Annotated in this window: 10 protein-coding genes; 6 read left to right on the top strand and 4 right to left on the bottom strand. The window is 41.9% G+C overall.

The features are described from left to right. Nucleotides 1-51: 51 nt before the first annotated feature. The 4 genes from rpoB to DTW91_RS10305 all read left to right on the top strand — a co-directional run bounded on the left by rpoB (nucleotide 52) and on the right by DTW91_RS10305 (nucleotide 10,663). Nucleotides 52-3,879, top strand: coding sequence for a DNA-directed RNA polymerase subunit beta (rpoB, locus tag DTW91_RS10320; protein WP_125203303.1), 3,828 nt, complete (start codon nucleotides 52-54; stop codon nucleotides 3,877-3,879). A gap of 135 nt (nucleotides 3,880-4,014) precedes the next feature. After that, nucleotides 4,015-8,280 (top strand): DNA-directed RNA polymerase subunit beta', encoded by a 4,266-nt coding sequence (rpoC, locus tag DTW91_RS10315; protein WP_125203302.1) that lies wholly within the window; start codon nucleotides 4,015-4,017, stop codon nucleotides 8,278-8,280. Nucleotides 8,281-8,367: 87 nt separating this feature from the next. Further along, nucleotides 8,368-8,673 carry a DUF3467 domain-containing protein gene (locus DTW91_RS10310; RefSeq protein WP_125203301.1) on the top strand — a complete coding sequence of 102 codons (306 nt, stop codon included), beginning with the start codon at nucleotides 8,368-8,370 and terminating at the stop codon, nucleotides 8,671-8,673. Between the two features lie 706 nt (nucleotides 8,674-9,379). Then, nucleotides 9,380-10,663, top strand: a complete 1,284-nt coding sequence (locus DTW91_RS10305) for an ectonucleotide pyrophosphatase/phosphodiesterase (RefSeq protein WP_125203300.1) — start codon at nucleotides 9,380-9,382, stop codon at nucleotides 10,661-10,663. 110 nt (nucleotides 10,664-10,773) lie between these two features. Here the strand turns inward: DTW91_RS10305 and DTW91_RS10300 are convergent, their stop codons facing one another. After that, a complete protein-coding gene (locus DTW91_RS10300; RefSeq protein ID WP_125203299.1) occupies nucleotides 10,774-11,838 on the bottom strand; it encodes an NAD(P)-dependent alcohol dehydrogenase in 1,065 nt (354 codons plus the stop codon). A gap of 54 nt (nucleotides 11,839-11,892) precedes the next feature. Here DTW91_RS10300 and DTW91_RS10295 point away from each other — a divergent pair, with 54 nt between their 5' ends. Beyond that, nucleotides 11,893-12,324, top strand: a complete 432-nt coding sequence (locus DTW91_RS10295) for a VanZ family protein (protein WP_125203298.1) — start codon at nucleotides 11,893-11,895, stop codon at nucleotides 12,322-12,324. Here the strand turns inward: DTW91_RS10295 and DTW91_RS10290 are convergent. Together DTW91_RS10290 and DTW91_RS10285 are read right to left on the bottom strand one after the other, a co-directional pair. After that, nucleotides 12,311-13,993 (bottom strand): OmpA family protein, encoded by a 1,683-nt coding sequence (locus DTW91_RS10290; protein ID WP_125203297.1) that lies wholly within the window; start codon nucleotides 13,991-13,993, stop codon nucleotides 12,311-12,313. The two genes, DTW91_RS10295 and DTW91_RS10290, sit on opposite strands and share 14 nt — an antisense overlap. 89 nt (nucleotides 13,994-14,082) lie before the next feature. Beyond that, entirely contained in the window at nucleotides 14,083-14,433 is a 351-nt protein-coding gene (locus DTW91_RS10285; RefSeq protein ID WP_125203296.1) for a T9SS type A sorting domain-containing protein, read from the bottom strand. Nucleotides 14,434-14,542: 109 nt separating this feature from the next. Here DTW91_RS10285 and hemB point away from each other — a divergent pair, with 109 nt between their 5' ends. Next, nucleotides 14,543-15,532: a porphobilinogen synthase gene (hemB, locus tag DTW91_RS10280; RefSeq protein WP_125203295.1), complete on the top strand. Its 990-nt coding sequence runs from the start codon at nucleotides 14,543-14,545 to the stop codon at nucleotides 15,530-15,532. 67 nt (nucleotides 15,533-15,599) lie between these two features. Here hemB and DTW91_RS10275 read toward each other — a convergent pair. Beyond that, on the bottom strand, nucleotides 15,600-16,341 hold a 742-nt coding region (locus DTW91_RS10275; protein WP_185144772.1), incomplete at its 5' end, for a T9SS type A sorting domain-containing protein.

Genomic DNA, 16,341 nt, shown 5'->3' with positions numbered 1-16,341 from the left:
ATTTTTCGTGAATCAAAATATTTTTTTTAACCCATTTTTTCTTATAATTTTATGAGTAAAACAAAGGCCACTCCAAAAGTACAAAGCAATGAGAGAGTCAATTTCTCGACTGCGAAAGGTAGAATCGACACGCCTGACTTTTTGGACATCCAAATCCAGTCTTTCAAGGAATTTTTCCAGCTGGACACCCTGCCTGAGCAACGTGTGAACGAATCGCTTTACAAAACGTTTCAGGAAAATTTCCCAATTACAGACTCCAGAAACCAATTCGTTTTGGAATTTTTGGATTATCTGGTAGATTCTCCACGCTATTCTATAGACGAGTGTGTAGAAAGAGGTTTGACGTACAACGTTCCTCTAAAAGCCCGACTAAAACTATATTGTACAGATCCGGAACACGAAGATTTCCAGACGGTTGTGCAGGATGTATATTTGGGCCCCGTTCCTTATATGACGCCCTCCGGCTCATTCATAATCAATGGTGCAGAACGTGTTATCGTAACTCAGCTGCACAGGTCTCCGGGCGTATTCTTCGGACAGACTTACCACGCCAATGGCACCAAACTTTATTATTCAAGGATTATCCCTTTCAAAGGATCTTGGATGGAATTCACTACGGATATCAACAACGTGATGTACGCGTATATCGACCGTAAGAAAAAATTACCTTTAACTACATTATTAAGAGCCATCGGTTTCGAATCTGATAAAGAGATTCTTCAGATCTTCGACCTTGCCGAAGAAGTGAAAGTTTCTAAAGCAGCCCTTAAAAAAGTAGAAGGACGAACATTGGCTGCGAGAGTTTTGAACACGTGGTTCGAAGATTTCGTAGATGAGGATACCGGTGAGGTGGTTTCTATCGAAAGAAACGAAATCATCCTCGACAGAGAGACGATTCTTGAAAAAGAACACCTTGATATTATCTTGGATTCAGGCGTTAAGTCGATCCTGATTCACAAAGAAAATAACAACGAGTTCTCCATCATCCAAAATACTCTGCAAAAAGATCCAACCAACTCAGAAAAAGAAGCGGTGGAATATATCTACCGCCAGTTGAGAAACGCAGATGCACCCGATGAGGAAACCGCAAGAGGAATTATCGAAAAACTATTCTTCTCGGAGCAGAGATACTCTTTGGGAGAAGTCGGCCGCTACAGACTGAATAAAAAATTAAATCTGAATATCGACGAAAATACTCAGGTTCTTACAAAAGAGGATATTATCTCTATTGTAAAACACCTGATAGAACTGGTAAATTCAAAAGCGGAGGTAGATGACATCGATCACTTGTCCAATAGAAGAATCAAGACTGTCGGAGAGCAATTGGCCGGCCAGTTCGGAGTTGGTCTTTCCAGAATCGCCCGAACAATCAAAGAAAGAATGAACGTAAGGGACAACGAAATCTTCACCCCGGTTGACTTGGTCAATGCGAAAACTTTGACCTCCGTCATCAACTCATTCTTCGGTACCAACCAGCTTTCTCAGTTTATGGATCAGACCAATCCGTTGTCAGAAATCACGCACAAGCGCCGTCTTTCTGCCTTGGGTCCTGGTGGATTGTCGAGAGAAAGAGCAGGCTTCGAGGTGCGCGACGTTCACCATACGCACTACGGCCGTATCTGTCCGATCGAAACGCCGGAGGGACCAAACATCGGTTTGATTTCGTCTTTAGGAATGTATGCGAAAATTAATACACTTGGTTTCATCGAAACGCCTTACAGAAAAGTTGAAAACGGCAAAGTGGATCTTAATACGCCACCAATCTATCTTAATGCAGAAGACGAAGAAAATAAAGTGATTGCTCAGGCCAATGTTGAGTTAGACGACAATGGCATTTTCCAGACAGACAGAATCATTGCCCGATTGGATGGCGATTATCCGGTGGTCGAGCCTCAACAAGTAGACTTGATTGATGTGGCTCCAAACCAAATATCCGGTATTTCGGCCTCATTGATTCCGTTCTTGGAGCACGATGATGCCAACAGAGCTTTGATGGGATCGAATATGATGCGTCAGGCCGTTCCATTATTGAATCCGCAAGCTCCGGTGGTGGGTACAGGTTTGGAAAAACAAGTAGCCCGAGACTCCAGAGTTTTGATCAACGCAGAAGGAACCGGCGTTGTAGAATATGTGGACGCTGAAAGGATTGTTATTAAATACGAAAGAAGCGAAGAAGACGATTTGGTTAACTTCGATTCTGCGACTAAAACTTATAAACTTACCAAGTTCAGAAAAACCAACCAAAGCACAACGATCACACTGAGACCAAACGTAAGAGTAGGCGATACCGTGCAAAAAGGACAAGTGCTTTGCGACGGTTATGCTACCGAGAACGGCGAATTGGCCTTGGGTAGAAATCTTGTAGTAGCCTTCATGCCTTGGAAAGGATACAACTTCGAAGATGCAATCGTAATCAACGAAAAAGTTGTTCGTGAGGATTGGTTTACCTCAATTCACGTCGATGAATATTCACTGGAAGTGCGCGATACCAAATTGGGTATGGAAGAATTGACCGCAGATATCCCGAACGTTTCTGAGGAAGCCACCAAAGATCTTGATGAAAATGGTATGATCCGAATCGGAGCCGAGGTGAAGCCCGGTGACATCCTAATCGGGAAAATCACGCCAAAAGGTGAGTCTGATCCCACGCCAGAAGAAAAACTTCTAAGAGCGATCTTCGGAGACAAAGCCGGTGATGTGAAAGATGCTTCTCTGAAAGCAGATTCTTCACTCAGAGGTGTCGTCATCAACAAAAAATTGTTCACCAGAAATATCAAGGACAAAAAGAAAAGAAGCGAGGAAAAAATCAAATTGGAAGAGATCGAAAATACTTACAAAGCTAAGTTTGATGATCTAAGAAATACTTTGATCGACAAGTTGAATACTTTGGTCTCCGGCAAAACATCGCAAGGTGTGAAAAATGATCTCGACGAAGAAGTCATCAGCAAAGGAACCAAATTTAGTTTGAAATTGCTTCAAAATGTAGAAGATTACAACAACATCAGTGGTGCAGATTGGACGGTCGATTTTGATAAAAATGAATTGATCAAACAATTGATTCACAATTACAAAATCAAATACAACGATCTTGCCGGCGTCAAAAACCGTGAGAAATTTGCATTGTCTATCGGAGATGAGTTGCCTGCAGGCATCATCAAGTTGGCCAAAGTTTATATCGCGAAGAAACGCAAGCTGAATGTTGGAGATAAAATGGCAGGCCGCCACGGGAACAAAGGTATCGTTTCCAGAATCGTGCGCGAAGAAGATATGCCGTTCCTGGAAGATGGAACGCCGGTAGATATCGTTTTGAATCCACTGGGAGTGCCTTCTCGTATGAATATTGGCCAGATCTACGAAACTGTTCTTGGATGGGCCGGCACAAAACTGGGGATGAAGTTTGCAACCCCGATTTTTGATGGCGCAACACTGGATCAAATTACCGAATATACCGAGCAAGCAGGTCTTCCGAAATATGGTAGCACTTACCTATATGACGGAGGAACCGGCGAGAGATTCTCTCAGCCAGCAACCGTCGGCGTCATTTATATGTTGAAACTGGGTCACATGGTTGATGACAAAATGCACGCGCGTTCCATCGGACCATACTCATTGATTACGCAGCAGCCGCTTGGCGGAAAAGCGCAATTTGGAGGTCAGAGATTTGGTGAGATGGAGGTTTGGGCTCTTGAAGCTTTTGGAGCGGCCAACATCCTAAGAGAAATCCTGACGGTGAAGTCCGATGACGTGATTGGTAGAGCAAAAACGTACGAAGCCATTGCGAAAGGAGAAGCAATGCCGGAGCCTGGTATTCCGGAATCTTTCAACGTATTGCTTCACGAGTTGCAAGGTCTTGGACTGGATGTAAGACTTGAAGAATAATTTTAAATTTTAAATTACAAATTTTGAATGCCAATCATTCAGCAAATTAATCTAAAATCTAAAATACGGCGTATTCACGAACTCTAATAATTAAATATTAAGTCGTGAGTAAATCTAAAATTTAAAATCTAACAAATGTCAAATAAAAATAAAACAAGTCGATTTAATAAAATCACCATTGGTTTAGCTTCGCCAGAATCCATTCTTCAGGAATCGAGAGGAGAAGTCCTAAAACCGGAAACGATTAACTATCGTACCCACAAGCCGGAAAGAGACGGCCTATTCTGCGAGAAGATTTTTGGTCCTGTAAAAGATTATGAGTGTGCTTGTGGAAAATACAAACGCATCCGCTACAAAGGCATCGTTTGTGACCGTTGCGGCGTAGAAGTGACCGAGAAAAAAGTACGTCGGGAAAGAATCGGACATATCGGTTTGGTGGTTCCTGTCGCTCATATCTGGTATTTCCGTTCTTTGCCAAACAAAATCGGTTATTTATTGGGTATTCCTTCCAAGAAATTGGATATGATTATCTATTACGAAAGATACGTCGTGATCCAGCAAGGTATTGCCAAGAAAGCAGACGGTTCCGACTTCGAGGATAAGGAATTCCTGACGGAAGAAGAATATCTGGACGTTTTGGAGACGCTTCCTACAGATAATCAATATCTTGATGATTCGGATCCCAACAAATTCATTGCAAAAATGGGAGCAGAAGCAGTGGAAGAATTGTTAAAAAGAATCGATCTCGATTCTCTATCATTCGATCTAAGACACAAAGCGCACAACGAATCTTCTAAACAAAGAAGAACCGAGGCTCTTAAAAGATTAAACGTTGTTGAAGCATTGAGAGGTGCCAATACCCGAATGATCAACAAGCCGGAGTGGATGATTATGCGGGTGCTTCCCGTGATACCGCCGGAATTGAGGCCATTGGTTCCGTTGGACGGAGGACGTTTCGCAACTTCTGATTTGAATGACCTTTACAGAAGAGTTATCATCAGAAACAACCGTCTGAAAAGACTTTTGGAAATCAAAGCGCCTGAAGTGATCTTGAGAAACGAGAAAAGAATGCTTCAGGAATCAGTAGATTCGCTATTCGATAACACAAGAAAATCTTCTGCCGTAAAATCGGAATCAAACAGACCATTGAAATCCCTTTCCGATTCATTGAAAGGTAAACAAGGTCGGTTCCGTCAGAACTTACTTGGTAAGAGGGTAGATTACTCCGCCCGTTCGGTAATTGTTGTAGGACCTAGTCTTCAACTTCACGAGTGCGGTATCCCGAAAGATATGGCGGCAGAACTTTACAAACCATTCATTATCAGAAAATTGATCGAGAGAGGAATTGTAAAAACTGTAAAATCTGCCAAAAGAATCATAGACAGAAAAGAACCTGTGGTTTACGATATTCTCGAAAATGTAATGAAGGGTCACCCTGTACTTTTGAACAGAGCACCGACTTTGCACAGACTGGGCATCCAAGCGTTCCAGCCTAAGATGATCGAAGGTAAAGCCATCCAGCTTCACCCGTTGGTAACGACGGCCTTCAACGCCGATTTCGATGGAGATCAGATGGCGGTGCATTTACCGCTTGGTCCGGAAGCTATTTTGGAAGCGCAATTATTGATGTTGGGTTCTCAGAATATCCTCAACCCGGCGAATGGCTCTCCGATTACGGTACCATCTCAGGATATGGTTTTGGGTCTGTATTTTATGACCAAAGAAGCGCATTCTACAGACGAGGTAAAGGTAAAAGGCGAAGGTCTTACATTCTATTCTCCGGAAGAAGTCGAGATTGCTTATGCCGAGGGACAAGTTTCTCTTAATGCAAAGGTAAGATGCCGTCTTCCTATCAAAGAAAATGGTGTCATTACGACCAAGTTATTCCCAACAACCGTCGGTCGAATTTTATTCAACCAAATCGTTCCGAAAGAATCCGGTTTTATCAATGAACTACTCACTAAAAAATCTCTTAGAAATGTGATCGGTCAGGTTTTGGCAGATACAGATTTCCCGACTACAGTGAAGTTCTTGGACGATATGAAAGATTTGGGATATACCAACGCATTCAAGGGCGGATTATCATTCAGCCTTGGAGACATCGTAATCCCGGAAGAGAAGAAGCAGATGATTGCTGCTTCTATTGAAACCGTAGATGAAATCAAGGCTAATTATAATATGGGTCTCATCACAGATACGGAACGTTATAATCAGGTGATTGATGTTTGGACCAATACCAACGCAAGCCTTACCGAAATGATTATGAGCAGAATGAAAGTGGATCAAGGCGGTTTCAACTCCGTGTATATGATGCTCGATTCCGGGGCGAGGGGTTCTAAAGAACAAATTCGTCAGCTTTCCGGAATGAGAGGACTGATGGCAAAACCACAAAAAGCCGGTTCCGTGGGCGCAGAGATTATTGAAAACCCCATTCTCGCAAACTTCAAAGAAGGTTTGTCGATTTTGGAATACTTTATCTCAACCCACGGTGCTCGTAAAGGTCTGGCAGATACCGCTCTTAAAACGGCCGATGCCGGTTACTTGACCAGAAGATTGGTAGATGTAGCGCAAGATGTCATCATTACAGAACAAGATTGCGGAACACTGAGAGGTACGGAAATCACGGCACTTAAGAAAAATGATGATATTGTAGAAAAAATCGCTGAGAGAATTCTTGGTAGAGTTTCTCTTCACAATATTTATCATCCCGAAACAGACGAAATCTTGGCAGAAGCAGACGAATTAATCGTAGAAGCGGTGGCAAAACAAATCGAGGAAGCCGGCATCGAAGCGGTGGAAGTTCGTTCTCCATTGACTTGCGAAGCCAAAAAAGGAATCTGTGCCAAATGTTATGGTCGTAACCTTGCAACCGGTAAAGGAATTCACATGGGAGAAGCTGTTGGTGTAATTGCTGCACAATCGATCGGTGAGCCGGGAACTCAGTTGACATTGAGAACCTTCCACCAAGGCGGTGTCTCAACAAACATTTCTGAGAATCCAAGCATCGTTGCAAAACGCGATGGTATCGTAGAAATGGATGAGGTGAGAACCATTAAATCCGAAGGCGAGGATGGGCAATCTGCAGACATCGTGGTTTCCCGCTCAACCGAATTTCGTTTGGTGGCAGACAACGAAGCCAGAACACCGATTATGATCGCCAACGTTCCTTACGGATCCGAGTTGTTTGTAAAATCCGGCGACAAAGTGAAGAAAGGAGATATGATTGCGAAATGGGATGCGTATAACGCGGTAATCATCGCTGAAAACTCTGGTAAGGTGGAATACGAAGATATCATCCAAGGGGTTTCCTACCAATTGGAAATCGATGAGCAAACCGGTTTCGAAGAAAAAGTAATCTCCGAATCTCGAAATAAAAAAGCCGTTCCGACCCTCAAAGTGGTTGACTCCAAAGGTGTAGAGCAAAAAGGATACAACCTACCGGTTGGCGCGCACATTATGGTAAACGACGGTGAAAAAATCAAAGCCGGTAAAGTCTTGATCAAAATCCCAAGAAAATCGGCGAAAGCAGGCGATATCACCGGCGGTCTTCCGAGAGTTACCGAACTCTTCGAAGCTAGAAATCCTTCCAATCCTGCTGTCGTAACCGAGATTGACGGCGTAGTTTCTTACGGAAAAATCAAAAGGGGTAACCGCGAACTTATTGTGGAAGCTAAAACTGGAGAAATCAAGAAATATTTGGTTAAATTATCCAATCAAATTCTTGTTCAGGAAAACGACTTTGTTTATGCCGGAACGGCGCTTTCAGACGGCTCTGTGACACCCGAGGATATCTTGAAAATCAAAGGTCCAACGGCGGTTCAGGAATATTTGGTTAACGAAATCCAGGAAGTTTACCGTCTTCAAGGGGTGAAGATCGACGACAAACACTTCGAAATCATTGTGCGTCAGATGATGACCAAAGTATCGATTGTGGATGGTGGCGATACCCAATTCTTAGAAGGCGCTTTGGAGCACAAATACGATTTCTTGCAAGAGAACAATAGAGTTTTCGGTCTCAAAGTAGTAACAGATGCAGGCGATTCCAAAGTATTCAAACCGGGACAGATGATCACCGCCAGAGAACTGAGAGATGAGAACTCCAAACTGAAACGCGAAGACCAAGCTTTGGTGATAGTAAGAGATGCACTTCCTGCAACGGCAACGCCTGTATTGCAAGGTATTACGAGAGCAGCACTCCAAACCAAATCTTTTATGTCCGCAGCCTCATTCCAAGAAACCACGAAAGTTCTCAACGAAGCAGCGGTGTCCGGAAAGGTAGATTACCTGACAGGTTTGAAAGAAAATGTCATCGTGGGACACAGGATCCCTGCCGGAACGGGTTTGAAAGAGTATCAGAATGTAATCGTAGGTTCTAAAAAAGAATTCGAAGATATCAGCTAAAAATAATTATAGATTATGAATTTTAAATTTTAAAAGATTTATATTCGTAATCTGTAATTTATAATCTATAATTTAAAATTAAAAAAAATGGACAATAATCAAAACCAAGATCCAAACAACATCAACATCCAATTGAATGAGGTAATCGCTTCCGGCGTATATTGCAACCTTGCGTTGATAAACCATTCGCCGTCAGAATTCGTCGTAGATTTTATCCAATTGATGCCGGGTGTGCAGCAAGCAAACGTGCGTTCGAGAGTCATCTTAGCGCCACTTCATGCCAAGAGAGTTCTTGCAGCGCTTCAGCAAAACATCGCAAACTATGAACAACAATTCGGAGAGATCAAAGAATTGGAACCTTTCGTCGTTGGCAACAACAACGTACAAGCGTAAGATTTTTTCTTAGAACATCAATCCCGATTCTACCAAGAATCGGGATTTTTTTATGAAGTCCCAACGGGACGGCTTAACAAAGGATAGGATGAAATCCTATCAATTGCAAATTGAAGCAAATGAAGTCCCATCGGGACGCCTTACCAAAGGATAGGATGAAATCCTATCACTATTGCAAATTAAATCAAACGAAGTCCCAGCTGGACGGCTTACCAAAGGATAGGATGAAATCCTATTAATAATGCAAATTGAATGAAATGAAGTCCCAACGGGACGCCTTAACAAAGGACAGGATGAAATCCTATTAATATTGCAAATTGAATCAAATGAAGTCCCATCGGGACGCCTTACCAAAGGATATGATGAAATCCTATCAATAATGCAAATTAAATCAAATGAAGTCCCATCGGGACGCCTTAACAAAGGATAGGATGAAATCCTATCAATATCGCAAATTAAATCAAATGAAGTCCCATCGGGACGCCTTACCAAAGGATAGGATGAAATCCTATCACTATTGCAAATTGAATTAAATGAAGTCCCATCGGGACGCCTTAACAAAGGATAGGATGAAATCCTATTAACATTTATCAATTTTGAAATTGAAAAAAAGCAACATTAGGATTTATTAGATTAATATTTTATTAATGCAGCATTCTTCCTATTAAGAGATGCACCGTTTATCTTTGTCAAAATCTTATTCGTAATGAAAAAATTCCTAGCACTTTTCTTACTGACCTTATCGCTCCTCATCAATGCGCAAACAGCAATCGCAGATACTGCGCAAGTCATTATCCCAAATCGTTTAAATAACACAGAAGCGACGAAGAAGCCTTATGTCATTATGATTTCGGCCGACGGCTTCCGATATGATTATGCAAAGAAATACAACGCTCAGAATCTTGTAAAATATTCGACTTCTGGCGTTCAGGCTAAAGCGATGATTCCCGGCTTTCCAAGTGTCACCTTCCCAAACCATTGGAGCCTAATGACAGGTTTGTATCCTGCTCATCACGGTTTGATTGATAATAATTTTTATGATTATAAGCGAAAAGAAAAGTATTTAATGAGCCAAAAAGCAAGCGCAGAAGACGGATCCTGGTACGGCGGCATTCCGCTATGGAGTTTGGCAGAAAAGCAGGGAATGATCTCGGCATCTTTGCAATGGGTTGGTTCTGCAAGCGATGCGGGCGGAATACGGCCAACTTATTATTATCATTACCACGAAAAATTCACGCCGATCGAAAAGGTAGATAAAGTCATCAGCTGGCTGAGGTTGCCGGAGAATCGGCGACCGCATTTCATTTCTTTATATTTTCCGGAAGTTGATGGCGCCGGTCATCATTTCGGACCAGAAGCTAAGGAAACGGAAACTGCGGTTCATTTGATTGATGAAGCGATTGGAAGTTTGGTTCAGAAAGTAAAAGATTTGGGACTTGCAAATGTCAACTTCATCTTCGTTTCGGATCACGGAATGATTCAGGTGGATGGCGGCAATCCGCTTGAGATTCCCCAAATGCTGATGAACAAAGACCGGTTTGATTATTATAATTCGCAGACTTTGCTCAGAGTTTTTGTCAAAAATCCAAAAGAAGTGAAGTCGGTTTTCAGGGAATTAAAATCAAACAAATCCCCGGATTATACTGTTTATCTGGATAAAAAACTTCCGAAATATCTGCATTTTTCTGCAAAAGATGATCGATACAACAGGATAGGGCAAATTCTGCTGATCCCAAATGCACCAAAAATTTTTCTTGAAAAAGGTCAAAAGACTTCTATCGGAAAGCACGGCTACGATCCAAAATTAGTTCCCGAAATGAAAGCCACCTTCGCAGCTTGGGGTTCGGCATTTAAAAATAATCAGACCGTTGACGAATTCGAAAATGTGGATGTTTATCCGATGGTTGCTGAGATTTTGCATTTGAAAATCAATCAAAAAATCGACGGGAAAAGAAAAACTTTGCAATCAATTTTGGCGCAGGTCAATTAGCTTTTTGAATGGGAAATTAACGCATTAACAAAAAAGGAAGCACAAATCTGTACTTCCTTTTATTTTAATGATATTTTACGAAGGTTTCAACCACCTCTAAACTGCCTTTTTTAATCCTTCAAACTTTTCATATCGATCACGAATCTGTATTTCACATCGCTCTTCAGCATTCTTTCATACGCATTGTTAATCTCCTGCATTTTGATAAGTTCGATGTCTGCCACGATGTTTTTTTCGCCACAGAAATCCAACATTTCCTGCGTTTCTTTGATGCCGCCGATAAGCGATCCCGCCACCGAACGTCTTTTGTAGATCAGTGGTTTGGTGCTCACCCAGTCATTCTCAAAATCACCGATGTAGCCCACCAAAACCAAAGTGCCGTTCACAGTCAAGGTGTTCATATAAGGATTGATGTCGTGCTCGTACGGAACGGTATCGATAATCAAGTCAAACGTGTTAAGCGCTGCTTTCATTTCTTCGGCATCCGTGGAAATAATCACCTTGTCTGCGCCCAATTTCTTAGCATCTTCGGTTTTTCCTGCGCTTCTGGAAAATAATGAAACGTGCGCTCCCAGCCCTTTTGCCAATTTGATGGCCATATGACCCAAGCCGCCTAAACCAACCACCGCAACTTTAGAATCTGCATTGACGTTCCAATGTTTGAGCGGCGACCAAGTCGTAATTCCTGCGCACAGAAGCGGCGCAACGGCTGCCAAATCCAAATTGTCTGGAACCTTCAAGACAAAATGCTCATCAACTACCACAGATTCGGAGTAGCCGCCATAGGTTCTTTGGTTTTGGATGTATTTGTCTTTCCCGTTGTACGTTCCGGTGAAACCATTTTCGCAGAATTGTTCCAAATCCTGAGCGCAACTGCTGCAAGTTCTGCACGAATCTACCATACAGCCCACTGCTGCCAGATCTCCAACTTTGAATTTGGAAACCTCGCTTCCGATGCTTGTAATTCGCCCAACAATCTCGTGGCCAGGAACAGCCGGATAGACGGTGCCTCCCCAGTCGTTCCTCGCCGTGTGAAGATCCGAATGGCAAACGCCGCAGTACAGGATTTCTATTTCCACATCTTTTGGCTGAATCTCTCTTCGTTCGATGGTCATTAATTCTAAATCGTGGTCCGGAGTCTCGGTTCCAAACGCTTTTACTTTGTGTGTCTGCATTATTTTGAATATTTTTACTTGAAATTTTTATTTTAATAGTCTATCCTTTGGTTGATGAAGAAGCAAATTTTCAGATTTTATCCGGCTTTTATTAATTTCTATACAGTCTGGATGTTGTATTTGCTTTTTTTTGCGACATTCCGGGAGTCTCCTGATCAGACATTTAACATCAAAACGATTCCTTTCGAAACCATTGATGAGTATTTTTTTAATGTAATCCATTATGATAAACTGGAATTTTTCAAAAACATATTGGGCAATATTATACTTTTTGTGCCTTACGGTTTTTTAGGAATTTTATATCCTAAGCTCAATAAGATCGAGTGGCTTTTTCCATCATTTTTTGTGGTGATAAACATCATCGAGTTTTCCCAGTTCTATTTTAAAAGAGGTTTTGCCGATATTGATGATATTATCCTAAATACTTTCGGCGTAGTCTTGGGATTTGTAATTTACAAGAGCTTTTTCTACATCAAGGGCAGATGACTTTCATCTCGGTTCTTCGGTTCAGTTGATGTTGCGCTTCGGTGCAGTTCACGTCGTTGCTGCACTTGTTCAGAAGCCGCGTTTCGCCGTAGCCAACGGGTTTAAGTCTTGCTTTACTAATTCCTTTCGCCGTCAAATATTCCACAGCGGCACTTGCGCGGTTCTGAGAAAGTGTTTGGTTGTAGTCGTCCGAAGCTCGGGAGTCGGTGTGCGATGCCAATTCCACCTTTACTTGCGGGTTGTCTTTCATAAACTGTACCAATTTGTTAAGTTCTGCTTTGGCATCTTCCCTGATGTCATATTTATCTAGATCGTAATGGATATTTTTAAGGTTAATCGGTTTGCCGCAAGTTGTTTCTTCCATGCAGACTTCTAGATTGATAAATAGGGTATTGCTTCTGTCCAGATTTTTGGACGTTATCATTTCGGTTTGGGAAAAATAATTTCCTTTTTTTCCGTAGATATTATAAGATGTGTTTTTATCCGCTTTGAAATAGAATTTCCCTTCGTTATTGGTTTTTATTTCGTGGACTATTTCGGTTTCGTTGTTTTTAATAACGACTGTCACGTCTCTCAGTACGTTTTTGGAGTTGCAGATATTCACTTGGCCTTGTACGAAGAATGTTTCAGCATCGGTAGAAATTTCCTTTTTGAGTGTGATGTTTTTGACAAATTCATTCTTGTTGGCATTGACAGAAATGAGGTCAATATTATACAGGCTTCCTTTGATGACATAGTCTTCCGGCTTTATTTTTTTGAAGAAAGCGACGCCTTGCGCATTGGTTCTTGCAGAGTATTTCCGTTGCCCATTTTTGTAAAGTTCCACAAAAGTGCCAGGCAGTACTAATCCCGTTTCTCGGTCTCTCGCCAGCACAGATAATCCATAATTAGGACCCGAAGCGGAGCCGGAGAATCTAAAAGTTATTCCGGCAAAGACCCCAAAAGAATGGATCTCGTGATCCAAAGCGGTGGTTCTCACCTCGGAAGCAGCGGGCGAAATGTTATTTTGACTTTCAGTGGTTGTAAAAGGAATGTATCCGGCCGACTTTCCGCTGATAACCATATCTTTACTATTGAAATGCTGGAGATAATAAGCGCCGACATTTAAACCAATATTTTCTGAGAAAAACCAATTGTACTCCAGCTCGCCCTTCCCAGAAAAGACAGATTTCTCGTCGTAGCCGTTGTGATAATTCAGATTGTAAATGGATGCGCCACTGTTGGAAACTAAAGATGTTTCACCGCCTTTTATATTCGAGATTCCGCCTCGGAGCTTGAAAGCCAATGCCATATTATCGTTGATTATCCACCGGAAGTTGGGACCAATGCCAAGGTAATAACGTTCGATTTTATTTTCAGTCAAAGTTGGAACCGATAGCTTGGTGCTTCCTAAATACAAATTCTCCGTTGGATAAGAATTTTTTGGTGTATTTTGAAGATAATCCGCATCGATTCCCAACCCGAGCCAATTGAAATAATAATCTGCAGAAACGCCGAGATTCAGATTGGGTTTATAATCAATATATTTCGTCTGATTGTCATAGGATGGAAAATCCGCTCCGCCTTTTAAGGAAATATTAATCTGATTTTGATCATAAAGCGAGTTTCGGAATTGCGAATTAAAATATTGAACCGTCAGTAGGAGGAAAAGCAGTACATATATTCTCATTAATCTAATTTTTTCTTGGTCGACACAAATTTATAGAATTATTGCATAAAAAAAGCCGACAGAAGCCGGCATTATAAGGATCACAGTCGTTATTGCTTAATAATCTGGGTTATTTTCTGTGTATTGTCGTCCATTGTGTAGCGCATCAGATATTTGCCCGGACGCAATTTATCAATTCTCAATTCCGTATTGTTGCTGTTGATATTATATTCCGCTATTTGAGCTCCCAAGATGGAAAAAAATGTCACTGTTTTTATTTTAACAGCAGCATCTTTGGATTTAAGGATCAAAACATCCCGAGTCGGGTTGGGATAGGCCACCAAAATACCATCGTCGGTCTTTTGATTGGAGAGGTTTCGGGCTGTGGTTTGAGCCTTCATTTCTCCCGAAAATCCAACCGATAATGCGGTAAAGAAGATAAAAAATAAAAGTTTTTTCATTCGCTTTTGTCTGTCTGAAACCATTGCAACAAATATATTTTAAATAAATTGAATATGCAATAGTCTATGATTAAAAGTATAATTAAATTTGCATCAATATTTTTTAAAGATGATTTCAAGAAACAGAAGACTCCGAACCAGTGAGTCCATACGCCAGTTAGTGCGCGAAACAGTCCTTACGACCAGCGATTTGGTATTGCCGATGTTTGTCACAGAAGGTGAAAACAAAAAAGAAGCCATTTCTGCAATGCCCGGCGTCTTCCGCCAAAGTTTGGATCTCACGGTGAAAACGGTAAAGGAAAATTACGACCTCGGCATCAAAGCCATCAACCTTTATATGAAAGTTTCAGATCATCTGAAAGATAACACCGGAAAGGAAGCCTGGAATCCTGATGGACTGATGCAAAACACCATCAAAGCCATCAAAAATGCCGTTCCCGAAGTCATCATAATGCCGGATGTGGCATTGGATCCGTACTCCATCTACGGTCACGACGGAATTATCAAAAACAGAAAGATAGATAATGATCTCACGGTGGAAGCGCTTGTGAAAATGGGAATTTCGCACGCCGAGGCAGGCGCAGACATTCTGGCACCCAGCGATATGATGGATGGCCGGGTTCTCGCGATGCGACAAGCGTTGGAGAACAGCGGTTTCACTGATGTGGGGATTTTGTCTTACGCTGCAAAATATGCGAGCGCTTTCTACGGCCCGTTCCGGACAGCTTTGGATAGTGCGCCCGTTGACGAGAAGGATATTCCGGCAGACAAGAAAACCTACCAGATGGATTTTCATAATTCCCGAGAAGCCATCGATGAAGCATTAAAAGATGTTGAGGAAGGTGCCGATATTATAATGATAAAACCCGGAATGCCTTATCTGGACGTCGTTTCCAAGATCCGCGAACTTATTACACAGCCGATTGCCGTTTATCAGGTAAGCGGCGAATATGCAATGTTGAAAGCTGCTTCGCAAAATGGCTGGCTGGACAACGACAAAGTTCTCTTAGAAAGTCTCACCTCCATCAAACGTGCGGGTGCCGATATGATTTTCACCTATGCCGCCGCAGAGGTGGCGAGACTGATCGGTAAAAATTAAAAAAAATCGCTTAGAATAGAACTGAAATAGTTTTTTCTAAGCGAAATTTTTGAGAGATGCAGACTATTTATTGCTTAATCAACTTAACCGTTTTGCTCTGTTTATTGTCGGTGGTTACTTTGGCTAAATAGATTCCGGCGGGATATGGGCTTAAGTCAACCGTTACAGTTTGACCATTTATTTTTTGTGATAAAATTTGCTTTCCTGTGGGGTCAAATACTTCTACCGTTGCATTGCCGTCTGTTTGTATCACAAAAATGCCGGTGGAAGGATTGGGATAGGCTTTGAAATCTTTTACAAAACTGTCCGATGTTGTGCTCAAAAAAGCACCGGTTATTTTTCGTATTTTATGATTAGAATAATCGGCGACATACATAATCCCTGATGGGTCAACCGCTACTCCAGTAGGATAGTTAAATTGTGCTGCCGTACCCGTTCCGTCAGCAAACCCTTGTGTGCTTCCTGCCAAAGTGGTCACCACACCTGCGGGGGTTATTTTTCGGATTTTATAATTATTTGTATCTGCCACGTATACATTCCCAGAAGCATCAACAGCAACTCCGTATGGATAATAAAACTTTGCTGTTGTGCCTATTCCGTCCGCATACCCATATGTACTTCCTGCCAAAGTGGTCACCACGCCCGCTGGCGTTACTTTTCTTATCTTATGATTAGTAAAATCTGCCACATACAAATAGCCCGACGCATCAACCGCTACTCCAGTAGGATAGTTGAATTGTGCTGCCGTACCCGTTCCGTCAGCAAACCCTTGTGTGCTTCCAGCCAAAGTAGTCACCATACCTGCGGGG

Source organism: Chryseobacterium sp. SC28 (assembly GCF_003932955.1).
Lineage (GTDB): Bacteria > Bacteroidota > Bacteroidia > Flavobacteriales > Weeksellaceae > Epilithonimonas.
Note: the sequence above shows the minus strand (reverse complement) of the source record. Positions and strands in the feature narration are given on the sequence as shown.